This is a genomic window from Buttiauxella selenatireducens, assembly GCF_031432975.1.
In the GTDB taxonomy this organism is placed as follows: Bacteria; Pseudomonadota; Gammaproteobacteria; order Enterobacterales; family Enterobacteriaceae; genus Buttiauxella; species Buttiauxella selenatireducens.
On record NZ_CP133838.1, the window covers coordinates 4,653,814 to 4,674,778 of the forward strand.

Annotated in this window: 24 protein-coding genes; 8 read left to right on the forward strand and 16 right to left on the reverse strand. The window is 50.3% G+C overall.

Annotation, left to right across the window (positions count from 1 at the left end):
- Positions 1–67: 67 nt before the first annotated feature.
- Both RHD99_RS21300 and ytfE read left to right on the forward strand, forming a co-directional pair.
- Entirely contained in the window at positions 68–1,042 is a 975-nt protein-coding gene (locus RHD99_RS21300; protein WP_309876447.1) for a DMT family transporter, read from the forward strand.
- 84 nt (positions 1,043–1,126) lie between these two features.
- Entirely contained in the window at positions 1,127–1,789 is a 663-nt protein-coding gene (gene ytfE / locus RHD99_RS21305) for an iron-sulfur cluster repair protein YtfE (protein ID WP_183272563.1), read from the forward strand.
- A gap of 100 nt (positions 1,790–1,889) precedes the next feature.
- Here ytfE and cycA read toward each other — a convergent pair whose 3' ends face one another.
- Positions 1,890–3,302 carry a D-serine/D-alanine/glycine transporter gene (cycA, locus tag RHD99_RS21310; protein WP_183272562.1) on the reverse strand — a complete coding sequence of 471 codons (1,413 nt, stop codon included), beginning with the start codon at positions 3,300–3,302 and terminating at the stop codon, positions 1,890–1,892.
- A gap of 294 nt (positions 3,303–3,596) precedes the next feature.
- On the reverse strand, positions 3,597–4,217 hold the full coding sequence (gene bamJ, locus RHD99_RS21315; protein WP_183272561.1) for a BamJ family beta-barrel-assembly machinery protein: 621 nt from the start codon (positions 4,215–4,217) through the stop codon (positions 3,597–3,599).
- A gap of 261 nt (positions 4,218–4,478) precedes the next feature.
- On the opposite strand from bamJ, the gene RHD99_RS21320 reads away from it, so the two are divergent.
- The gene (locus RHD99_RS21320; RefSeq protein ID WP_309876450.1) at positions 4,479–5,084 is read left to right on the forward strand and encodes an OapA family protein; all 606 of its coding nucleotides are present in this window, start codon (positions 4,479–4,481) and stop codon (positions 5,082–5,084) included.
- 96 nt (positions 5,085–5,180) lie between these two features.
- Here RHD99_RS21320 and rplI read toward each other — a convergent pair whose 3' ends face one another.
- Genes rplI through rpsF form a run of 4 tightly spaced genes read right to left on the reverse strand, consistent with a single transcriptional unit; the run spans position 5,181 to position 6,626 of the window.
- Positions 5,181–5,633: a 50S ribosomal protein L9 gene (gene rplI / locus RHD99_RS21325; RefSeq protein WP_064515713.1), complete on the reverse strand. Its 453-nt coding sequence runs from the start codon at positions 5,631–5,633 to the stop codon at positions 5,181–5,183.
- A 41-nt stretch (positions 5,634–5,674) separates the two neighbouring features.
- Positions 5,675–5,902 carry a 30S ribosomal protein S18 gene (gene rpsR, locus RHD99_RS21330; RefSeq protein WP_000135199.1) on the reverse strand — a complete coding sequence of 76 codons (228 nt, stop codon included), beginning with the start codon at positions 5,900–5,902 and terminating at the stop codon, positions 5,675–5,677.
- A 4-nt stretch (positions 5,903–5,906) separates the two neighbouring features.
- Positions 5,907–6,224, reverse strand: a complete 318-nt coding sequence (gene priB / locus RHD99_RS21335) for a primosomal replication protein N (RefSeq protein ID WP_183272559.1) — start codon at positions 6,222–6,224, stop codon at positions 5,907–5,909.
- Positions 6,225–6,230: 6 nt separating this feature from the next.
- Positions 6,231–6,626, reverse strand: a complete 396-nt coding sequence (rpsF, locus tag RHD99_RS21340) for a 30S ribosomal protein S6 (RefSeq protein ID WP_183272558.1) — start codon at positions 6,624–6,626, stop codon at positions 6,231–6,233.
- Positions 6,627–6,986: 360 nt separating this feature from the next.
- Here rpsF and yjfY point away from each other — a divergent pair, with 360 nt between their 5' ends.
- The gene (yjfY, locus tag RHD99_RS21345; RefSeq protein WP_183272557.1) at positions 6,987–7,262 is read left to right on the forward strand and encodes a DUF1471 family protein YjfY; all 276 of its coding nucleotides are present in this window, start codon (positions 6,987–6,989) and stop codon (positions 7,260–7,262) included.
- A gap of 111 nt (positions 7,263–7,373) precedes the next feature.
- Here yjfY and RHD99_RS21350 read toward each other — a convergent pair whose 3' ends face one another.
- From RHD99_RS21350 to ulaA, 6 genes are read right to left on the reverse strand one after another with little or no spacing between them, the layout of a single operon-like run.
- A complete protein-coding gene (locus RHD99_RS21350) occupies positions 7,374–8,060 on the reverse strand; it encodes an L-ribulose-5-phosphate 4-epimerase (RefSeq protein ID WP_309876460.1) in 687 nt (228 codons plus the stop codon).
- The gene (locus RHD99_RS21355; protein ID WP_309876462.1) at positions 8,047–8,913 is read right to left on the reverse strand and encodes an L-ribulose-5-phosphate 3-epimerase; all 867 of its coding nucleotides are present in this window, start codon (positions 8,911–8,913) and stop codon (positions 8,047–8,049) included. Before RHD99_RS21355 ends, RHD99_RS21350 begins: the two co-directional genes overlap by 14 nt.
- A 9-nt stretch (positions 8,914–8,922) precedes the next feature.
- Positions 8,923–9,579: a 3-keto-L-gulonate-6-phosphate decarboxylase UlaD gene (locus RHD99_RS21360; RefSeq protein ID WP_309876464.1), complete on the reverse strand. Its 657-nt coding sequence runs from the start codon at positions 9,577–9,579 to the stop codon at positions 8,923–8,925.
- Positions 9,580–9,589: 10 nt separating this feature from the next.
- Positions 9,590–10,057, reverse strand: coding sequence for a PTS ascorbate transporter subunit IIA (gene ulaC, locus RHD99_RS21365; RefSeq protein WP_309876467.1), 468 nt, complete (start codon positions 10,055–10,057; stop codon positions 9,590–9,592).
- A gap of 9 nt (positions 10,058–10,066) precedes the next feature.
- Positions 10,067–10,372, reverse strand: coding sequence for a PTS ascorbate transporter subunit IIB (gene ulaB / locus RHD99_RS21370; protein WP_183272552.1), 306 nt, complete (start codon positions 10,370–10,372; stop codon positions 10,067–10,069).
- Between the two features lie 12 nt (positions 10,373–10,384).
- Positions 10,385–11,782 carry a PTS ascorbate transporter subunit IIC gene (gene ulaA / locus RHD99_RS21375; RefSeq protein WP_183272551.1) on the reverse strand — a complete coding sequence of 466 codons (1,398 nt, stop codon included), beginning with the start codon at positions 11,780–11,782 and terminating at the stop codon, positions 10,385–10,387.
- A 381-nt stretch (positions 11,783–12,163) separates the two neighbouring features.
- On the opposite strand from ulaA, the gene ulaG reads away from it, so the two are divergent.
- Positions 12,164–13,228 carry an L-ascorbate 6-phosphate lactonase gene (ulaG, locus tag RHD99_RS21380; protein ID WP_309876468.1) on the forward strand — a complete coding sequence of 355 codons (1,065 nt, stop codon included), beginning with the start codon at positions 12,164–12,166 and terminating at the stop codon, positions 13,226–13,228.
- Positions 13,229–13,327: 99 nt separating this feature from the next.
- Positions 13,328–14,083 carry an HTH-type transcriptional regulator UlaR gene (gene ulaR, locus RHD99_RS21385; RefSeq protein WP_183272549.1) on the forward strand — a complete coding sequence of 252 codons (756 nt, stop codon included), beginning with the start codon at positions 13,328–13,330 and terminating at the stop codon, positions 14,081–14,083.
- Here the strand turns inward: ulaR and yjfP are convergent, their stop codons facing one another.
- Positions 14,084–14,809 carry an esterase gene (yjfP, locus tag RHD99_RS21390; protein WP_309876470.1) on the reverse strand — a complete coding sequence of 242 codons (726 nt, stop codon included), beginning with the start codon at positions 14,807–14,809 and terminating at the stop codon, positions 14,084–14,086. It abuts the gene before it with no gap.
- 194 nt (positions 14,810–15,003) lie between these two features.
- Between yjfP and bsmA the strand changes: the two genes are divergently transcribed.
- Both bsmA and RHD99_RS21400 read left to right on the forward strand, forming a co-directional pair.
- A complete protein-coding gene (bsmA, locus tag RHD99_RS21395) occupies positions 15,004–15,333 on the forward strand; it encodes a biofilm peroxide resistance protein BsmA (RefSeq protein ID WP_309876471.1) in 330 nt (109 codons plus the stop codon).
- A 155-nt stretch (positions 15,334–15,488) separates the two neighbouring features.
- A complete protein-coding gene (locus RHD99_RS21400) occupies positions 15,489–15,764 on the forward strand; it encodes a YdgH/BhsA/McbA family protein (RefSeq protein WP_309876473.1) in 276 nt (91 codons plus the stop codon).
- Positions 15,765–15,814: 50 nt separating this feature from the next.
- Here the strand turns inward: RHD99_RS21400 and RHD99_RS21405 are convergent, their stop codons facing one another.
- From RHD99_RS21405 to rnr, 3 genes are all read right to left on the reverse strand, one after another.
- The gene (locus RHD99_RS21405; RefSeq protein WP_309876474.1) at positions 15,815–17,449 is read right to left on the reverse strand and encodes an isovaleryl-CoA dehydrogenase; all 1,635 of its coding nucleotides are present in this window, start codon (positions 17,447–17,449) and stop codon (positions 15,815–15,817) included.
- Positions 17,450–17,551: 102 nt separating this feature from the next.
- Positions 17,552–18,283, reverse strand: a complete 732-nt coding sequence (gene rlmB / locus RHD99_RS21410) for a 23S rRNA (guanosine(2251)-2'-O)-methyltransferase RlmB (protein WP_034492799.1) — start codon at positions 18,281–18,283, stop codon at positions 17,552–17,554.
- Between the two features lie 215 nt (positions 18,284–18,498).
- Positions 18,499–20,952 carry a ribonuclease R gene (gene rnr, locus RHD99_RS21415; protein WP_309876480.1) on the reverse strand — a complete coding sequence of 818 codons (2,454 nt, stop codon included), beginning with the start codon at positions 20,950–20,952 and terminating at the stop codon, positions 18,499–18,501.
- Between the last annotated feature and the right edge of the window lie 13 nt (positions 20,953–20,965).

Consider the following 20,965-nt stretch of genomic DNA (forward strand, 5'->3'; position numbering starts at 1 on the left):
TGGTACAATATTTTTAGTCTCATCACACCTACACTCTACGCAAAGAGCTAAGTGGAAAAACAATAAAATGTTAACTGGTGTGCTGTACGCCCTGCTTGCGGGGTTGATGTGGGGGCTGATTTTCGTCGGCCCACTGATTGTTCCTGACTACCCCGCCGCAATGCAATCAACCGGACGCTACCTGGCGTTGGGATTCATTGCTCTGCCTTTGGCCTGGTTTGGACGCCAACGCCTGCGCCAGTTGTGCCGCGAGGATTGGTTCACGGCGCTTAAACTCTCCACCGTCGGTAATCTCATTTATTACGTGTGCCTGGCCAGTGCGATTCAGCGCACCGGAGCCCCGATATCCACCATGATTATCGGCACACTGCCTGTTGTCATTCCTGTGTTTGCCAACCTGCTTTACAGCAAACGCGATGGCAAACTCCCATGGCACCGCCTGGCACCCGCGCTGGTGATTATCGCGCTGGGGCTGGTGATGGTGAATACCGCTGAATTGCGTAGCGGGGAGCTCGAATTTAGCTGGTGGCGTTATGTTAGTGGTATCGGGCTGGCATTTATTTCCGTGATTTGCTGGGCGTGGTATGCGCTGCGAAATGCGCGTTGGTTACGTGAAAATCCGGATAAAAATCCACTGATGTGGGCGACGGCGCAAGGGCTTTCTATTTTGCCGTTCTCACTCCTCGGATACATCGCGGTTTGCCTGTGGATGTCACGCACACAAAGCGACTTTACCCTCCCCTTCGGGCCGCGTCCGGAGGTCTTTTTAACCCTTATGTTAGCCATCGCACTATTTTGTTCCTGGCTGGGTGCGCTTTGCTGGAATATTGCCAGCCAACGTTTGCCGACGGTTATCGTTGGCCCGCTAATCGTCTTCGAAACGCTGGCGGGACTGGCTTACACCTTTATGTTGCGCCAAAGCTGGCCACCGTTACTCACGTTGCTGGGCATCGTTTGTTTGGTAGCGGGTGTAGTGATGGCCGTGATGACAAAGCCACAGAAAAACACGCTCGCTGAGGTGGTTATAACAACGGATAAATAACGCCTTACCTCGAAATAGTCATAGCGCCGACTTAAAGATGCATTTAATATGCATCTTATATTTTCGACAACGAGGTATCTTCTCATGGCATTCCGCGACCAACCTTTAGGTGAACTGGCTTTAACCATCCCACGCGCTTCTGCGCTGTTCCGTAAATTGGATCTCGATTTCTGCTGCGGCGGGAAGCAAACGCTTGAGCGTGCAGCGACCCGTAAAGAGTTGGATCTGGAGGCGATTGAAGCTGAACTCGCTGCCCTTGCTGAAGAGCCTATCGAGAAAGAGTGGCGTGCCGCACCGTTGGCCGAAATCATCGACCACATCATCGTGCGTTATCACGACCGCCACCGCGAACAATTACCAGAACTGATTCTTCAGGCAACAAAAGTTGAGCGCGTACACGCAGATAAACCGAATGTGCCGAAAGGCCTGGCGAAATATCTCACCATGCTGCATCAGGAACTGAGCAGCCATATGATGAAAGAAGAACAAATCCTGTTCCCGATGATCAAGCAAGGGATGGGGACTCAGGCGAATGGCCCGATTAGCGTGATGGAAAGCGAGCATGACGAAGCCGGTGAATTGCTGGACGTTATCAAACACACCACCAATAACGTGACTCCACCGCCAGAAGCCTGTACCACGTGGAAAGCCATGTATAACGGGATTAATGAGCTGATTGATGATTTGATGAATCACATCAGTCTTGAGAATAACGTGCTGTTTCCACGCGCGTTAGCTGGAGAATAGTCGTTATCTCCTACTCCACTGGGAGAAGGTTGGGATGAGGGGGAATTTGTCTAACCCCCCCTCACTCCGGCCCTCTCCCTGAGGGAGAGGGGGTTTTCTGTTACTTACGCATTGCCGCGATGCGTTTCTTGCCGATAAACATCCAGCACACACCCAACAATACAAACCACAATGGCGTCACGATCAGCGCCTGGCGGGTATCTTGTTCCAGCGTCAGCAGCACAATCACAAACACGAAGAACGCCATACACACCCAACACATGAACTTGCCGAGCGGCATTTTGTAGATGGATTTCTGATGCAATTCTGGACGCTGTTTGCGGTACACCAGGTACGAACACAGAATAATCGTCCAGACGAACATGAACAGAATCGCCGACACGGTAGTGATCATAGTGAAGGCGGTAATCACGTCCGGATTAACATAAAGCATCACCACGCCGCCCAGCAGGCAGATACAGGAGAAGGTTAAACCCTTCGCCGGAACCGCATTCTTAGACAGTTTGCCGAACGCTTTTGGCGCAGCGCCATCTTGTGCCAGGCCGAACAACATACGGCTGGTCGAGAACACGCCACTGTTAGCTGAAGAAGCTGCGGAAGTCAGCACCACAAAGTTGATGATACTCGCGGCAGCAGGCAGGCCCACCAGCACGAACAATTCAACGAACGGGCTCTTATCCGCCACCACTGAACGCCACGGCGTCACCGACATAATCACGACCAGCGCGAAAACGTAGAACATGATGATACGAATCGGAATCGAGTTGATGGCGCGTGGCAGCGATTTTTCCGGGTCTTTCGTTTCGGCGGCAGTGGTTCCCACCAGCTCAACACCCACAAACGCAAACACTGCTATCTGGAAGCCCGCGAAGAACCCGCTAAGGCCTTTCGGGAACCAGCCGCCATCGTTCCACAGATTGTTGAGGGAAGCTTCAACGCCAGACGGCGAATGGAAGTTCGTTAAAATCATCACCAGGCCGATAACAATCAAACCGACGATGGCGACGATTTTGATCATCGCAAACCAGAATTCCATTTCACCGAACATCTTCACGGTGGCAAGGTTCAGGCTTAACAGCACCACGATGACGGCAAGCGATGCCACCCAATCCGAAAGGCCGGGGAACCAAAATTGCGCGTAGGAGGTTATCGCCACCACGTCGGCCATACCGGTGACTACCCAGCAAAACCAGTACGTCCAGCCGGTAAAATATCCCGCCCATGGGCCAAGTAAATCCGCCGCAAAATCACTAAATGACTTGTATTCGAGATTCGATAACAGCAGCTCGCCCATCGCTCGCATCACGAAGAACAGCATGAAGCCAATGATCATGTAAACGAAGATGATTGAAGGTCCTGCGAGGCTAATCGTCTTACCCGACCCCATGAACAGGCCGGTTCCGATTGCGCCACCAATGGCAATAAGCTGGATGTGACGGTTAGTTAAATTGCGCCGTAGCGACTGTTCAGCCGGAGCTTCAGCTACGTCAGCTACTTTTATCTGATCTACCATTTGTATTTTTCCTGTACCTGTCTGTGTTGTGTTCAGGCTCTTCTGGCCTTTATAAAAATTGTAGAGAAGTGATGTTGTTCCGGGGAACGCAAAGATAGTAGGTAAATATTTAGGGGATGAATACTAATAGCGAAGATTATTGTTAATTTATTGTTTGAAATGAGTGTGAAATCGCTTTCATAACGAGAAATACTTCACAAAAACACCCAAGATTAAGGCGCAAGCCAGATTAAATCACGCTAATTTTGTTAACAGACAAATAAAAACCCCGCCGCAGCGGGGTCATTTGAACGCTTACAGAATTTCCAGCAGTTCAACTTCAAAAACCAGGGTGCTGTATGGAGGAATGGACGCGCCTGCGCCACGCTCACCATAAGCCAGGTTATGAGGAATAGTCAGTTCCCACTTTGAGCCAACTGGCATCAGAGTCAGTGCTTCAATCCAACCCGCAATAACGCCGCTGACCGGGAATTCAGCAGGTTCCCCACGTTGTACGGAGCTGTCGAACACGGTGCCATCAATCAATTTACCGGTGTAATGCACGCGAACGTGATCTTTACGTGCCGGGATTGGGCCAGTGCCCTGAGTCAGAACGCGGAATTGCAGACCAGATTCGGTGCTGCTCACGCCTTCTTTGCTGCTGTTTTCTTGCAGATATTTCTGACCTTCAACAGCCATTTCTTTCTGGCGTTCCTGGCGAACGGCATCAGCGCGCTCGTGGACTTCACGCAGTGCGCGATGAACCACGTCAACTGGAACTGCCGGAGCATTCCCTTCCAGCGCATCACGCAAACCAGCGACCAGTGCTTCTGGCAGCAGACCTTGCAGACCAGATTCACTGAGTTGTTGACCTACCTGTAAACCAATACCGTAACTTGCTTGCGCTTCGACGCTGTCAAAAGAAGGGGTCGTCATGGGTTTTCCTTTCATGTGTTTAAAAGCAAGCCCGCAGCATAGCAGCGTCAATCTATCGGGTAAAATGCAAAAACGGCAAAGGTGACAAATGCAGGTGAAACAGGAACAATGGTTTGAATGAGCGCTAAATGGCGGTTGCGTGTTCGAGACAGCTGACGGGTAGAACGTCACATAAACCGGGATTGTTCAATGCATCAAATAGTTAGCGTTCTATAATGGAAAGGGTAAATTACAGAGCATATTGTGTGAATATGAGGAGTGTTGCTGATGCGATTCGCTGTTAAACCTTGGCTTGCGCGGATTTGGCACGCACCCGATCACATCCGCCTGATGGACCCCCTGCCAGTTCCGCATCGCCGTGGCATTATTATTGCGGCACTGGTCGTCGTGGTTGGTTTCCTGTGGCCAACGCCTGATGAGCCACTCCGTCCAGTCACGCGTGATGCACAGCTATCTATTGAATCACAATCCCCTATACATGCCGAACTGGTAAATCCACCGGTTAATACGGCGCCTGCCACGCCTGTCGAACCTTCACGCGTTGAAGAACAGCCGCAGGCTGATACGCAAGCTCCGGTTCCTCATGCCAATAACGATATTGACCAACAATGGCGTTCATACCGTGTTGAGTCCGGGCAAACCATGGCGCAGCTCTTCCGCGATCATAATTTACCGCCAGCTGATGTTTATTCAATGGCACAGGTCGAAGGTAGCAATAAGCCGCTGAGTACGTTGCAAACCGGGCAAATGGTGCAGATTCGCCAAAATGCGAATGGCGTGGTGACGGGGCTCACTATAGATATCGGAAACGATCAGCAGGTACTGTTTACACGCCAACCGGATGGCAGTTTCACGCGGGCTCGCTGATTTTTTTGCTCTAAGTCATTCGAGTTGCAGCCAGGCGACTTAAGAATGCAAAACGCCGGCACGAGGCCGGCGTTTTAACGTGTACCTTAGCGAAAATTACGCTTCAGCAACTACGTTTACAATCAGTTTAGCGAATACTTCGCTGTGAACCTGGAAGTCCACTTCGTGCTCACCAGCGGTACGCAGAACGCCGTTCGGTAAACGAACTTCGCTCTTAGCCACTTCAACGCCAGCTGCAGTTACAGCGTCAGCGATGTCGCGAGTACCGATGGAACCGAACAGTTTACCTTCGTCGCCAGCTTTAGACGCGATAGTAACAGTTTCGAGTGCGTTGATCTTCGCAGCGCGAGCTTCAGCAGCAGCCAGAACGTCAGCTAATTTAGCTTCCAGTTCTGCACGGCGTGCTTCGAAGAATTCAACGTTTTTCTTGGTAGCAGGAACAGCTTTGCCCTGTGGTACCAGGAAGTTACGAGCATAACCCGCTTTAACGTTAACCTGATCACCCAGGCTACCCAGGTTTGCTACTTTATCAAGCAGAATAACTTGCATTACCTTATCCTCTCAAAGTCGTATTAATGGACCGTGACCGATTACTGATGACGATCAGTGTACGGCAGCAGGGACAGGTAGCGAGCGCGTTTGATAGCGCGAGCCAGCTGACGCTGATATTTTGCACGGGTACCGGTGATACGGCTTGGGACAATCTTACCGCTTTCGGTGATGTAGTTTTTCAGCGTTGCGATATCTTTATAATCGATCTCTTGAACGCCTTCCGCTGTGAAACGGCAGAACTTGCGACGACGGAAATAACGTGCCATATGGCTAGTCTCCAGTATCTATCAATTCAATCTGCTCGGCATGCAATACCACTTTGTTCAGACCATTTTTTGCCTGATGGCAACTAATGAAACCGTGAACCGTGAGTACCGTGCCGACCGTTATACTTTGAGTAATGGCTGAGTGTGCGTGCCCGCTAATAATAACTGGCATACGGCACCACGCCTGCCGACCTAAACCGGCTTCCTCTTGCACAGAACGGTGCTCAAGCACGAACTGGCAATGAGGAATTCCTGACGGGCTGACCTTGCGAAGGGGCGTCTTGCACACTGTGCCAGACAACACCAGGCGGTTGGCCGTCATTGGAAATTACTCTTCAGAATCCCCAGCATCTGCATCATCAGCAGTTTCGCTAGCGAAATCATCGCGACGATCACGACGTTCGTCTTTAGCTTTAACCATTGGAGATGCTTCAGTTACCGCGTTTTTAACGCGCATAACCATGCTACGGATAACGGCGTCGTTGAAGCGGAAGTTAGTTTCCAGCTCATCGATCACTTCCTGCGGAGCTTCAACGTTCAGCAGAACGTAGTGTGCTTTGTGCAGTTTGTTGATCGGGTAAGCCAGTTGACGGCGGCCCCAGTCTTCCAGACGGTGGATCGTACCTTCTGCTGCAGTGATTGCACCAGTGTAACGTTCGATCATACCCGGAACCTGTTCGCTCTGGTCAGGATGGACCATAAAAACGATTTCGTAATGACGCATCGAATTGCTCCTTACGGATTATTCAGCCTCCTGTCAGGGTCAGCCGCGGCCCATGGAAGCAAGGAACGTGTTTATAAAGGCGGCTGAAAAATTGACGCGTAATCATACAAGCGCAGCCCAATAAACTCAAGGCCACAGAGAAATTAATTCTTTTGCATGAAGGATAAAATTCGAACAGCGTACTAACTCGGTGAAATCTTTAACTTTGACGTGGATCACTTAAAATTTTTGACCAACACCATCAGAAATGGTCGCTTTTTATTCAACATTGAGGGGTTACACTTATTGTCATAGGCCGCCACTATTCATTAACAGGAGCGACGACCAAAGCTGACACATTAAGTTGTCGTGGAGCGGATTATGAAAACTATCGCTTATGCCTTTGTAGCGGCACTCTTGCTTAGCTCAAATGCAACAGCCGCGATCAAAATTGACAACCATCAGGCCAAAAATATGGATGATGTAATGAGCTTAGGTGTGATTTATATCAATCATAATTTTGCTACCGAACAAGAGGCCGAAGTCGCGATTAATGACGACGCGGATCAACACGGAGCAAAGTACTACCACACAATACTGATGAGAGAACCGGGCAGTAACGGCAATATGCGCGTTAGTGCGGACATCTATCGGTAACCAAATGCAATGAGGTAATGAAGTAACGCGTTAACACCAGGAATACCACAACGACATAGAAAGCCAACGTTTGACTTGCCCCCGTTAGTCGGGGGCTTTTTTATACACGTTTTAGCGTTGACCATAGTAAGCATGAGCGCCATGTTTACGCTGAAAATGCTTATTCATCAGATAACTATCTATAGGCTTGAGCGCAGGGTTTATTGCGCGTGCTATCCACGCCATACGCGCGACTTCTTCCATAACCACCGCGTTATGCACCGCGTCATCGACATCTTTACCCCAGGCAAAGGGGCCGTGCTGATAGACCACAATTCCTGGCGTATGCAGCGGGTTACCTTCGCCTAACGTTTCGATAATCACTTTGCCGGTATTTAGCTCATATTCGCCCTGCACTTCTTGCTCCGTTAGCGCTCGGGTGCAGGGTATATCGCCAAAAAAGTAGTCTGCGTGAGTCGTACCCAATGCGGGGATGCTCAACCCAGCTTGCGCCCATGCGGTTGCGTGGGTTGAATGGGTGTGCACAACACCACCAAGTTCAGGATATTGTTTGTAAAGAGCCAAATGGGTTGCCGTATCTGAAGAAGGCCGATATTTCCCTTCAATGGCGGCACCATTCATATCGACTACCACCATGTCATCGGCAGACATTTGCTCATAAGCCACACCGCTTGGCTTGATGACAATACACTGCCGCTCACGGTCAATAGCGCTGACGTTACCCCATGTGAAAGTGACCAGACCATGGCGCGGAAGCGCCATATTGGCTTCAAACACCTGCTGCTTAAGCTGCTGCATGATCAACCTCCAGCAGCCCTGCGCTTGCCATACGAGCTAGTACCCAGTCACGAGCCGCAGTCACTTCAGCAATCGGGTCAGCCGCGGATTCGCTCCACATTTCAATTAAATACGGTCCACGGTAACCACTGCGTTTTAGTGTTTCAAAACAGCGTTCAAACTCCACCACACCGCTTCCAAATGGCACATTCTTAAATACTCCTGGACGAGTATCTTTTACATGTACGGCAACGATATGCCCACGCCCTGCTTCCAGCTCCATCTGCACGTCATTATCCCAAGCGGATAAATTGCCAATATCCGGGTAGAGCTGGAACCACGGGTTATTGAGATAATGTGCATAGCCCATCGCCTTACTGATGGAGTTCATCAGTGGATAATCCATGATCTCCATCGCCAGCGTTACTTGTGCACGGCTCGCCATTTCCACAGCGGCAGTTAAACCTTCGCGAAAACGACGACGCGTTTCGTCATTGGCTTGTTGATAATAGACGTCATATCCCGCCAGTTGAATCACGCGGATACCCACATCCTGCGCAAACTCAATGGCTTTACGCATAATTTCCAGCCCGTGATTTCGCACAGAATCATCTTCGCTACCCAATGGAAAACGACGGTGCGCACTCAGACACATTGAAGGAACGCGAACGCCTGTGTCCGCAACAGCCTGGACCAACGCCAGCCTCTGTTCACTGCTCCAGTCAAGACGCGCCAGGCGTTCATCTGTTTCATCAATCGACATCTCGACAAAATCGAACGCCAGGCGAGAGGCGAGCGCCAGTTTTACCTGCCAGCAATCCCCAGCGGGGAGTGCTTTTTCATAGATGCCTAGCGGGACCTGTTTGTGCAACATAATGGTTCCTTATCCCCACAATTGGGCGATGGAACGTTTAAACTGTCGAGCAGCCTCTACAGGATCTGCCGCATCACGAATACTGCGCCCGACAATAAACACATGAATAGGGATGCCTTTAAACAACGGCAAATCTTCGAGTGCCAGGCCGCCCGTTACAGTGACTTTGAAGCCCATATCAGAAAGGCGTTTAATAGCGGTGATATCCGCTTCACTCCAGGCGACACCCGCCGCCTGCGCATCACGGCTTCGGTGATAAACCACCTGTTCAATGCCTGCCGCGCGCCATTCTTGCGCCTGTTCCCATGTCCAGAAACCGGTCAGCTCAATTTGCACATCACCTTCAAATTCGCGAGCAACTTCCAACGCGCCTTTGGTGGTGTTGATATCGGCACAACAAATTACGGTGACCCAATCTGCATTAGCTTCAAAACACATACGCGAGAGGATTTTCCCGGCATCGGCAATTTTGGCATCAGCCAGCACGATCTTATGCGGATAAAGGGCTTTGAGATCGCGTACCGCTCGCACACCTTCGCCCACGCAAAGAATCGTACCCACTTCAATAATGTCGACTTCTTCGGCAATCAGGCGCGTCGTTTTATAAGCATCTGACATTGTCTGGTTATCCAGTGCGACCTGTAACATCGGTAAAGATTGAGACATACCAAGCTCCTTATACTGCCGCGGCCGTAGCGCGGTCGATTAAGTCCAAAACTTCCTGCTCACTAAGGCAGGCACGTAAACGGTCAAAATTGTCTTCGTCTTCAAACAGATTGACGATCTGCATGATGCCCACCTCCTGATGGGTGGTGGCATCAACGGCGGCCATGGTGATAAGAATATCCACCGGGTCGTTATCTTCGTGGTTGAACACCAGCGGTGTTTTCAATGTCACCAGTGCGAAACCCGTACTTTTCACGCCTTCTTCCGGACGGCCATGTGGCATTGCAAGCCCTGGCGCAATCACGAAGTAAGGGCCAAATTGTGCGACTCCGTCGAGAATCGCCTGGTAATAACGCGGTTCAACGACGCCCGCATCCACCAGCAAATCAACGCCAATTCTTACGGCTTCCTGCCAGGTTTTCGCTTCAGCCTGCAAGCGTACAGAATGGTTTTGTGCTAGTGAGTCACGCAGTTTCATTGGCTTCCCTCACTTAATATCCTGTGGGAAATGAGCGCGAATCACGTCCATTAACTTTGGGCCAAAATCGGCGGCAGAAAGCATGTTGCGAACACCGACGACATGCTTGTTACCCGACACGTTGATTTCGCCAGAAACATGAGTTGAAGCGATAATAATGTCAGCACCACTCAGTTCACTTTTGTACTCGCCAACTGCACAACTATTGACGCTATGGTCCACTCCTTCTTGCGTCAGGAACTGATCCACTTTCATTTTCATAATCATGGAACTGCCTTGCCCACAGCCACAAACAGCGAGAATGCGTACGGTCATAATCTCAATTCCTTATTTAGCTGATGATTCTGTCAGTTGTTTTTCAGCATCTTCTTCCTGACGCAAAGTACGTCCGGCAAAGAACATGTAAATCAGTGCAATAACGATAACGACACCCATAAACCACAGGCCAAACGTAAGCCCTTGCATCAATGGTGGAGCCAAAATTGACCAGTCAGCCATTCCCATCCATGCGCTAAGCCCGGTAAGTTTGATAGCCCAAACGCAGCCGAAGATTTCAATCATACCCATCACCAGACAGATTTTTAGTGCCGCGCGCCAGCCGCCAAAGTGGTTTGCAAACACGCCAATCGTGGCGTTAGAGAAAAACATAGGAATAAAGCCTGGGATGATCATGATGGAGGAGCCAAGAACAATCAGAATACCCACGGCAATAAGCTGACCTATCGTTCCCCAGATAAAGCCCCACACCACGGCATTCGGCGCAAAGCTGTATATCGCTGCGCAGTCGATGGCGAGCACTGCGCCGGGGATGAGCCGTTGTGAAATACCGTTGAAAGCTTCTGACAGTTCCGCAACGAACATGCGGACACCTTGTACGATGATGAAAATCGCAACGGCGAACTGGAAACCGGTTTGCAGGATGTAGATGGTCCAGTGAGTTTTACCGGCCATCGCTTGCACGACATCAATCCCGAATGAGCAAAGAATGACCCCGAAGAATAGTGTCATCACAATCGCGGTAGAAACGATGTTGTCATGGAAAATGTTCAGCCAGCCAGGCAGGTTGAGGTCCTCAACACTTTCCTCTTTTTTACCGAGATAAGGGGCAATTTTGTAGGCAATCCACGACGCGAATTGTTGCTGATGACCAATGGAGAATCCGCTATTTTCAGTAATAGCTTGCGTGGGTTTGAACATCATATTGGAGGTGATTCCCCAATACAGCGATACCAGAATGGCAGTACATATGATCGTCGTCCACATTGAGTAGCCGAGGATAAAGAAGAACACCGCAATCAACCCGGCTTGCTGGAACATGATGTGCCCAGTAAGCATGATGGTGCGAATCCCTGTTACTCGCCGCAGCAGCACATAGCCAATATTGAGCGCCAGAGCCAGTAAAACGGCATATCCCACCCAACTATAGGCATCACCCATTCTTTCGATGGTTGCCATCATTGATGCGTAGGTATCCGAAATTGCGCCGTTGATCCCGTAGACCTCTGACATTTTTGCCACCACGGGTTTAAAGGTGCCGGTCAAAATCCCGGAGCCCGCCTGCAGTAACATAAAACCGATAATTGTTTTGATCGTTCCTTTGATGATTACATTCGCACTTTTACGCAACAGCACGTAGCCCAGGCAAGTGACAATCCCCAGTAGCAAAGGGGCATTGGTCATTACCTGATTAAAGAAAATAGTAAAGGCGCTGTAGAGGGTCTCCATAAAGCTCTCCGTTGGGTAGTCGCTCCCTGTTCCCGGTCAGAAAACAGGCGGATGTTGTGTTCGCACTCACTCTATTCGTCAAATATAATCACAACAAGATTGAATTTGATTATTTGTGAGATGCGCCGCAAATTATTATCCATGGTTAGAATGCGGCTAATAATCATCAAAAAGAAAATCAATAAAAAACCAACAAATCAATTAGTTACACAATTAAAACAACAGCTAATCAAACCAGTTCCAGCTGAGAAACACCTAAAAACCTGACATGAAGCACATAAAAATGACTTCTCAATGATGATTTTTAATGCCAGTATTAATCATATCAAGTCAATAAATGATTATTTTTGATTAAAACTGTATTAAATGAGGAGAGATTGAATGAGCAAAGTGGCAACCATTACTCGTGAATCCTGGATACTGAACACTTTCCCGGAATGGGGTAGTTGGCTAAATGAAGAGATTGAGCAGGAAGTGGTCGCACCAGGTACCTTTGCTATGTGGTGGTTGGGTTGTACCGGTATTTGGCTGAAATCACAGGGAGAGGCAAATATCTGTGTCGATTTCTGGTGCGGTACAGGTAAACAAAGCCACGGTAACCCGCTGATGAAAACGGGCCATCAGATGCAACGCATGGCTGGCGTGAAGAAGTTACAGCCGAATCTCCGAACCACGCCGTTTGTACTCGATCCTTTTGCTATTCGCAGTATTGATGCGGTACTTGCCACTCATGATCACAACGATCATATCGACGTGAACGTTGCAGCGGCAGTGATGCAGAACTGTGCCTCTGATGTGCCATTTATCGGACCGCAAACTTGCGTTGATATCTGGGTTGGCTGGGGTGTGCCACGTGAACGCTGCATCGTGGTGAAACCAGGTGATATCGTAAAAGTGAAAGATATTGAAATTCATGCACTTGACGCATTCGATCGCACCGCTCTGATCACCCTCCCTGCGGAAGAAAAAGCGGCTGGCGTGCTGCCGGATGGTATGGACGAACGGGCGGTGAACTATCTGTTTAAAACGCCGGGCGGTTCGCTGTATCACAGCGGTGATTCCCATTATTCCAATTACTACGCCAAACATGGTAACGACCATCAGATTGACGTTGCACTGGGTTCCTATGGTGAAAACCCGCGCGGCATTACAGACAAAATGACCAGTTCAGACATCCTACGCATGGCTGAATCTTTGAACACCAAAGTGGTGATCCCATTCCATCATGATATTTGGTCAAACTTCCAGGCCGATCCACAAGAGATCCGCGTGCTGTGGGAGATGAAGAAAAATCGTCTGAAATATGGCTTTAAGCCATTTATCTGGCAAGTGGGTGGCAAATTTATCTGGCCATTAGATAAAGATCAGTTTGAATACCACTATCCACGCGGGTTTGAGGACTGCTTTACGATCGAACCGGATTTACCGTTTAAATCTTTCCTCTAATGTTAAGCCGGGTAATGCCCGGCTTTTTCAGTTTACTCATAGGTATTTCATCCTATTTCAAATATCATCTTTAAAAATCATCATCCATCGGAAACACGCATGACTGAAGCACAACGCCACCAGATACTGCTCGAACTGCTACAGCAAACAGGGTTTGTTACTGTCGAGCAAGTGATGGAACGTCTCGCCATTTCGCCAGCAACCGCACGGCGCGACATCAATAAATTGGATGAAAGTGGCAGGCTGAAGAAAGTCCGTAACGGTGCCGAAGCTATCAGCCAACAGCGCCCACGCTGGACGCCGATGAACATTCATCTGGCTCAAAATCATGATGAGAAAAGCCGTATTGCCAGTGCGGCTTCAGCGCTGGTAAAACCAGGAGAAAGCGTCGTTATTAACTGTGGATCAACGGCTTTTCTGCTTGGGCAGCAAATTTGTGGGAAGCCGGTACAAATCATCACTAACTACCTGCCACTGGCAAATTATCTTATCGATCAAGAGCATGAAAGTGTTGTGATCATGGGCGGTCAATACAATAAAAGTCACTCCATCACGCTTGGCCCGCAGGACAATGAAACCTCGCTCTACGCGGGACACTGGATGTTTACCAGCGGAAAAGGGCTGACAGCAGAAGGCCTTTATAAAACAGATATGCTGACTGCCATGGCAGAACAGAAAATGTTGGGTGTGGTGGGTAAACTGGCGGTACTGGTCGACAGCACAAAGATTGGTCAGCGTGCTGGAATGCTATTTAGCCGGGCAGAACAAATTGATTTGGTCATTACCGGTAAACAAGCAAACCCTGAAGTCATCAAGAAGCTTGAAGAACAGGGTGTGCAAGTCATTCTGGTTTAGTCATAAATTTGTGTTAAAGAAGCGGCTTGTTGCCGTGAGTGCGGAGGGGGTAATACGATGCTTTACGCCCGGCTCGCGTAAACAGATCAGCTGTTTATCCAGCCCCTTCTCAATCATCGCCTGTTGTAAGCGCCATGTTTCGGCTGCCGGAACCACATCATCTTCCTCGCCGTGCCATAACATAAGTGGCCGGTTACCGAGACTTTCCAGTTGGTGGCTAATGTCATAGCCCGCGAGTGCGTTAAGCGATTCGATCTCTTCTATTCGAGGCGGGAACAGTGTTTTCCCAAGCGACAGGAAATATCCAGAGCCCATCAGACATGCCACACAGCGCACTTGTGGGTAACGCGCCATAATACCTAGAGCGGTCATGCCTCCCATCGAAGCGCCGCCCACGGCGACACGATGCTCATCGACGGGGTAACGCTCGCAGAGTGCCTGGTGAAGTAGAGAAAACTCATCAATGTTTTGTTTGAGAATCGACCAGAATTGATAAAGGCGTGCCGTGTCATCACCATCGAAGCGGGAACCATGCTGTTCGGCATCGGGCATAATCACGCGCATGCCGGCCTGAGCGAGTGCTACAGCAAAGTAGCTGTACACCAGTTTGGATGAAGTAAAACCATGATAGAAAAAAACCACCGGCAGCGTGTTCTCTTTTTTCCCGGCAGGTACCGCATGCAGAACTTCGATACCGCCTAACTGTTCAGTGTACATTTCTATCATTGGAATCGCTCCGTATCATTGTGCGCATTCCTTTGTAAGCCAGCATTCACTACATGGCAAGCCAAAGGCTTACAGAGATTATTATTCACTATGCGATCTGCTTAGCGATTTTCATTCGAAAGTGATTAAAAAGCGCGGGGAAGCTAACAGAATGGGAACATTCCCTCTTCCCAGAAAAAAACCGGGGCTACAATATGGCTATTAATAGACGAGAAACGATCATGCGACTGCTATCTGCTTTGCTACTTGCGACAGCACTCAGTGCTTGTAGCGTGTTACAGGGTACACCACAACCCGCACCACCGGTAACCGGAACTCCCCAGGAAATTCAGCGTTCGCAAACGCAGGGATTAACCAAAATAGGGACAGTATCAGCACTCGAACGCGGCTCTCCAATGGACTCAGAGCGGGTGATAAAAGAGAAAGCTGCTGCTGCGAAAGCGGATTACTACCAAATCGTGTTAAACGATGAGACGGTGATTCCAGGCCAATGGTATGCCCAGGCAATTTTGTTCCGCAAGTAATGTAGCGCTGTGTTTACTTTATTAAGATTTACATAGCTTTGCGCCAACTGATCGTTTGTTATGCACAATGAGCTTCAGCCCATGGACAGGCCAGGAGTTCACCTAACGCGAAGGAATGCCCTACTGATTTAGGGTAAGTATTAAAGGAGCTCACTATGAAACGATCGTTTGCCTTAACGTCATTACTGCTGTCCGTGGGGCTAATCACAACGTCGGCGCAATCGGCAGAGGATGTTGCCGCAGATTGTGTGACGGGCTTGAACGAAATCGGCATGATTTCAGTTAATGGTATCGCCGGTACCGTACAAGATGTGGAAAAAGTCATTGCCTTAAAAGCTGATGAGCATGGTGCGTCGTACTATCGCATCGTTAAAATGCAGGAAAACCAGCTTGCCGAAGGTTGGCGTGTACAAGCCATTATTTATGCGTAATTAAGCCAGCGACCATTTAATTCAACTGTATGGCGCTGGCTTTTATATTTCTATCCTGTACGCCCCGTCGCCCGCAACAGCACATCAGTCAATACTTGATTCGGTAATACACTTTCCCCTCGCGAATCCAGCATCATACGACACCATGCCTCGCCCAACGGTGGAGAGAGATGTTGTAATACTTGCGTACCAGTTGCCAGTAGTGCCAGCAGCCGTGTGAGTTCCCTGCCCCACTCCTCTTGTGGTTTATGCAAACGCTGTTGTAATTGCCGCCAACTACGATCGAAATGCCGGTTTTGCCCCTTCACCTCATCAAATTCAGCGTGCAACATTTCCATCGAACCCGGTTGTTTGGCCAGAACACGCAATACATCCAGGCTCATGATATTGCCGGAGCCTTCCCAAATACTGTTCACCGGCATTTCTCGATAGATACGCGGCAGTTCGCTGTCTTCGCAATAACCGATACCCCCGAGAACTTCCATCGCCTCCGCAACAAACGGGATACCCGATTTACAGACGCTGAACTTGGCGGCTGGGGTAAAGAGGCGGCTATATGCCAATTCATGCGGGTTACCGGGTGATTCCCAGGCGCGCGCCAGACGGAACAGAAACGCCGTTTGGCCTTCAAGCTGTAAAGCCATACGTCCAAGCACCTGGCGCATAATGGGCAAGTCGATCAGCGTTTTGCCGAATGCTTGTCGTTGATGAGCGTGATACAACGCAACCGATAGTGCGCGGCGCATCAGGCCATGGCTGCCCAGCGCGCAATCAAAGCGCGTATAACCGCCCATTTGCAGAATCGAGCGAATCCCCTCGCCTTCTTCGCCGATAAGCCATGCTGTTGCATCGAAAAATTCAGCTTCACTGCTGGCATTTGAGCGATTACCAAGTTTATCTTTTAGGCGCTCAAAGCGAACCTGATTGTGTTGCCCATCGGGCAAAAAGCGCGGCAGGAAAAAGCAGGATAGTCCGCCTTTCGCCTGAGCAAGTACCAAATGTGCGTCGCTTTGAGGGACGGAGAAAAACCATTTATGACCCACCAGGCGATACATTTCGCCAGCGCCACGTTTGTCGATAGCTTCCGCTCGCGTGGTGTTGCTGAGTACATCCGAGCCACCCTGTTTTTCGGTCATGCCCATGCCGATCAGCAGGCCACGTTTTTGGGAGCCAGCAGAGAGATGCGCATCATACCGATCGCTAAGTAACGGTTTCAGCCACGACTGAAACTCCTTAGGAAGATGCTTTTGCAACAACGGGATCGCACCAAAAGTCATGGTTATCGGACATAACGTGCCCGCTTCCACTTGTGCGTGCTGAACAAAACGCGCGGCACGGGCAACGAATGAACCCTGGCGAGCATCTTCCTGCCACGGCAAATTGTGTACTCGATTGGCACACAATCCCTGCATCAGCAGATGCCAGGCCGGATAAAAACGTACGTCATCGAGTCGTTCGCCGCTGGAGTCGTAACGCAGTAATTCGGGAGGATTGGTGTTTGCCAACCGCCCAAGCTCCAGTGATTCAGCCGAGCCAAGTTGCTGGCCAATACTCGCCAGAAGCTCAGCATCCCAACCTGCACCTTCACGGGCAACAGCTTCAGTTAACGAAATATCAGAAAGAAAAAGATTACTGTTATTGAGGGGTATCGGTTGGTTAAAAACGGTATGAGTTTGCCAGCGCATCGTGTTCCCTCCATTTATGGCAATGCCATTAGTATGGACGGTGACAGCAGTTATGCATGGAGGAGGATCACAAAGCGGGGTGCGAGCGCACCCCACTGGGAATTAACTGCGTTGACGCACAGCTTCGAACAGGCAAATACCCGTCGCAACAGAGACGTTCAATGAAGAAACCGTCCCGGCCATTGGGATGCTGATCAGCTCATCACAATGCTCACGCGTCAGGCGACGCATGCCTTCACCTTCAGCGCCCATCACCAGTGCCATTGGGCCAGTCATTTTGCTCTGGAATAAAGTGTGGTCAGCTTCGCCCGCTGTACCGACGATCCAGACGTTCGATTCCTGCAATAAACGCATAGTCCGAGCGAGGTTGGTCACACTGATAAGCGGAACGTGCTCTGCGGCACCGCAGGCCACTTTCTTGGCAGTCGCGTTCAACTGGGCAGATCTATCTTTCGGAACGATAACCGCATGCACGCCAGCGGCATCTGCGCTACGCAGGCAGGCACCGAGGTTGTGGGGATCGGTAACGCCATCCAGAATGAGCAGGAACGGGGTATCGATACTGGCAAGCAGGTCCGGAATATCATTTTCCTGATACTGACGACCCGGTTTCACACGAGCAATAATGCCCTGGTGCACCGCGCCTTCAGATTTTTCATCCAGCCATTGGCGGTTTGCCATTTGCACTGGCACACCCTGAGCTTCCAGCGCATGAATTAAAGGCATCAGACGTTTGTCTTCGCGGCCTTTAAGAATAAAGACTTCCCGAAAACGCTGGGGGGCGTTATCAAGTAGCGCCTGGACGGCGTGGATGCCGTAAATCATTTCACTCATTGATGTCACTCGTTTTAGCCGCTGATGCGACTGTGTTTGATGCTGATATGGTTGCCCTCACCCCAGCCCTCTCCCGCAGGAGAGGGAGAAAATCGATCCGGTTCCCCATCCCTCAGCAGAGGGAGAAAACCGATCCTGTTCCCCATCCCTCAGTAAAGGGAGAAAACCGGTCCGGTTCCCTCTCCATCAGGGAGAGGGCCAGGGTGAGGGTGGTGTTAGCTTGGTTGCTTTTTCGCTGCACGCTTAGCTTTAGTCGCTGCGGCTATTTTACGGGTTTTATCAGACGGAGTTTTTGCTTTCTTCTCCTTCTTCTCGTTCTTGTCGGCTTTCGCTTTCTTCGGTTTTGCAGGTCCTTTCTCTTTACGGAAAGCACTGTCTGGCTCGAAGTTTACGCGTTTACCACCCTGACGACGTTTTGGCCCGTTGCCGTTAGCACCTTTTTTAGCTTTGTCTTTTTCCGTTTTACCGGCACCACGTGGCGCACGAGTACTGGAGATCAAAGCAAAATCAATCTTGCGTTCATCCATGTGGACGGCTTCAACACGCACTTCTACGCGATCACCCAGACGATATGTCTGACCACCAGACTCGCCAATCAGGCGTTGCCCAATTTGGTCGAAACGGTAGTAGTCGTTATCCAGAGACGAAACATGTACCAGACCATCGATGAACAGGTCCGTCAGACGTACAAAGAAGCCGAAACCGGTAACGCTTGCGATGATCCCGGTAAAGGTCTGGCCGACTTGATCCTGCATAAAGTCACACTTCAGCCAGTCCGAAACATCACGAGTGGCTTCATCGGCACGGCGTTCTGCCATAGAACAGTGCTGACCAAGTTGCAGCATCTCTTCCATGTCATAGTGCCAGCCACCAGACTCGGTGCTATTGCCTTTGTGCCCCTGCTCTTTTGCCAGCAGATATTTAATCGCACGGTGCAGCAGCAAGTCCGGATAACGACGAATCGGCGAAGTAAAGTGCGCATAGGATTGCAAAGCCAGGCCGAAGTGACCACGGTTTTCTGGGTCATAAACCGCCTGTTTCATGGAGCGCAGCAACATCGTTTGCAGCATTTCATGATCCGGACGATCGGCAATCGAATTCAGCAATTCGGCATAATCGCGTGGCTCTGGTTTCTGCCCGCCAGGCAGTTCCAGTCCCAGCTCTGCCAACACAGTACGGAACGAGGTGATCGCATCAGTACTTGGGCGATCGTGATCGCGGAACAGTGACGGTTCGTTATGTTTTTCAACAAAACGCGCCGCCGCAATGTTCGCAAGGATCATGCACTCTTCGATAAGCTTGTGCGCATCGTTACGAACGGTTTGTTCGACGCGCTCAATACGACGCTCAGCATTGAAGATAAACTTCGCTTCTTCGCTTTCAAACGAGATGCCACCGCGCTCGGCACGGGAAACATCCAGCACTTTATACAGGTTATGCAGCTCTTCGATGTGTTTGACCAACGGCGCGTACTGCTCACGCAATTCCTGGTCGCCCTGCAACATATGCCACACTTTGGTGTAGGTCAGACGCGCATGAGAGCTCATTACCGCTTCGTAGAATTTCGAACCCGTCAGGCGGCCCGTCGAAGAGATGGTCATTTCGCAGACCATGCACAGACGGTCAACCTGTGGGTTCAGTGAGCACAAACCGTTAGACAGCACTTCCGGTAGCATCGGGATGACCTGCGACGGGAAGTAGACTGACGTGCCACGGTTGCGCGCTTCTTTGTCCAGCGCGGTTGGCGGACGGACATAATAACTTACGTCAGCAATGGCCACCCACAAACGCCAGCCACCGCCACGTTTTTTCTCACAGAACACGGCATCATCGAAGTCACGCGCATCTTCACCATCAATGGTGACGAGCGGCAGATCGCGCAGATCGACACGACCGACCTTAGCTTCCTCTGGCACTTGTTCTTTCAACGACGCAACTTGCGCTTCAACTTCTGGCGGCCAGACATAAGGGATTTCATGGGTGCGCAGCGCCATATCAACGGCCATGCCGGTACCCATGTTATCGCCCAGCACTTCAACGATTTTGCCCACGGCTTTAGTGCGGCGAGTTGGACGTTGGGTAAGTTCAACCACCACCACAAAGCCCATTCGTGCGCCCATCAGTTCTTCTGGTGGGATCAGAATGTCGAAGCTCAAACGGCTATCGTCTGGCACCACGAAACCAATGCCTGCATCGGTAAAGTAGCGGCCAACGATTTGCCCTGTTCTTGGCTCCAGCACACGTACAATACGCGCTTCGCGGCGACCTTTACGATCGGCCCCCAGTGGTTGCGCCAGCACAATGTCGCCGTGCATACACATTTTCATCTGTTCGGATGAAAGATAGAGATCGTCTTTACGACCTTCTACACGCAGGAAGCCGAAACCATCGCGATGGCCGATAACTTTGCCTTTTAGCAAATCAAGACGTTCTGGCAGGGCGTAACACTGGCGACGGGTAAAGACCAACTGACCATCGCGTTCCATGGCACGCAGACGGCGGCGCAACGCTTCTAGTTGCTCTTCACCGGTAATATTGAGTTCTTCAGCCAGTTCGTCACGATTGGCTGGTTTTTCACGTTTGGAGAGATGGGCGAGAATAAACTCCCGGCTTGGGATCGGGTTTTCGTATTTTTCGGCTTCTCGTTCCTGAAAAGGATCTTTTGACATTGCGGTTCCTCCG

What these genes read in the sequence shown, in the direction of transcription:
- RHD99_RS21300 (WP_309876447.1), top strand. Translation starts at nt 68, where the DNA reads ATGTTAACTGGTGTGCTGTACGCCCTGCTTGCGGGGTTGATGTGGGGG.
- ytfE (WP_183272563.1), top strand. Translation starts at nt 1,127, where the DNA reads ATGGCATTCCGCGACCAACCTTTAGGTGAACTGGCTTTAACCATCCCA.
- cycA (WP_183272562.1), bottom strand. Translation starts at nt 3,302, where the DNA reads ATGGTAGATCAGATAAAAGTAGCTGACGTAGCTGAAGCTCCGGCTGAA.
- bamJ (WP_183272561.1), bottom strand. Translation starts at nt 4,217, where the DNA reads ATGACGACCCCTTCTTTTGACAGCGTCGAAGCGCAAGCAAGTTACGGT.
- rplI (WP_064515713.1), bottom strand. Translation starts at nt 5,633, where the DNA reads ATGCAAGTTATTCTGCTTGATAAAGTAGCAAACCTGGGTAGCCTGGGT.
- rpsR (WP_000135199.1), bottom strand. Translation starts at nt 5,902, where the DNA reads ATGGCACGTTATTTCCGTCGTCGCAAGTTCTGCCGTTTCACAGCGGAA.
- priB (WP_183272559.1), bottom strand. Translation starts at nt 6,224, where the DNA reads ATGACGGCCAACCGCCTGGTGTTGTCTGGCACAGTGTGCAAGACGCCC.
- rpsF (WP_183272558.1), bottom strand. Translation starts at nt 6,626, where the DNA reads ATGCGTCATTACGAAATCGTTTTTATGGTCCATCCTGACCAGAGCGAA.
- yjfY (WP_183272557.1), top strand. Translation starts at nt 6,987, where the DNA reads ATGAAAACTATCGCTTATGCCTTTGTAGCGGCACTCTTGCTTAGCTCA.
- RHD99_RS21350 (WP_309876460.1), bottom strand. Translation starts at nt 8,060, where the DNA reads ATGCAGCAGCTTAAGCAGCAGGTGTTTGAAGCCAATATGGCGCTTCCG.
- RHD99_RS21355 (WP_309876462.1), bottom strand. Translation starts at nt 8,913, where the DNA reads ATGTTGCACAAACAGGTCCCGCTAGGCATCTATGAAAAAGCACTCCCC.
- RHD99_RS21360 (WP_309876464.1), bottom strand. Translation starts at nt 9,579, where the DNA reads ATGTCTCAATCTTTACCGATGTTACAGGTCGCACTGGATAACCAGACA.
- ulaC (WP_309876467.1), bottom strand. Translation starts at nt 10,057, where the DNA reads ATGAAACTGCGTGACTCACTAGCACAAAACCATTCTGTACGCTTGCAG.
- ulaB (WP_183272552.1), bottom strand. Translation starts at nt 10,372, where the DNA reads ATGACCGTACGCATTCTCGCTGTTTGTGGCTGTGGGCAAGGCAGTTCC.
- ulaA (WP_183272551.1), bottom strand. Translation starts at nt 11,782, where the DNA reads ATGGAGACCCTCTACAGCGCCTTTACTATTTTCTTTAATCAGGTAATG.
- ulaG (WP_309876468.1), top strand. Translation starts at nt 12,164, where the DNA reads ATGAGCAAAGTGGCAACCATTACTCGTGAATCCTGGATACTGAACACT.
- ulaR (WP_183272549.1), top strand. Translation starts at nt 13,328, where the DNA reads ATGACTGAAGCACAACGCCACCAGATACTGCTCGAACTGCTACAGCAA.
- yjfP (WP_309876470.1), bottom strand. Translation starts at nt 14,809, where the DNA reads ATGATAGAAATGTACACTGAACAGTTAGGCGGTATCGAAGTTCTGCAT.
- bsmA (WP_309876471.1), top strand. Translation starts at nt 15,004, where the DNA reads ATGGCTATTAATAGACGAGAAACGATCATGCGACTGCTATCTGCTTTG.
- RHD99_RS21400 (WP_309876473.1), top strand. Translation starts at nt 15,489, where the DNA reads ATGAAACGATCGTTTGCCTTAACGTCATTACTGCTGTCCGTGGGGCTA.
- RHD99_RS21405 (WP_309876474.1), bottom strand. Translation starts at nt 17,449, where the DNA reads ATGCGCTGGCAAACTCATACCGTTTTTAACCAACCGATACCCCTCAAT.
- rlmB (WP_034492799.1), bottom strand. Translation starts at nt 18,283, where the DNA reads ATGAGTGAAATGATTTACGGCATCCACGCCGTCCAGGCGCTACTTGAT.
- rnr (WP_309876480.1), bottom strand. Translation starts at nt 20,952, where the DNA reads ATGTCAAAAGATCCTTTTCAGGAACGAGAAGCCGAAAAATACGAAAAC.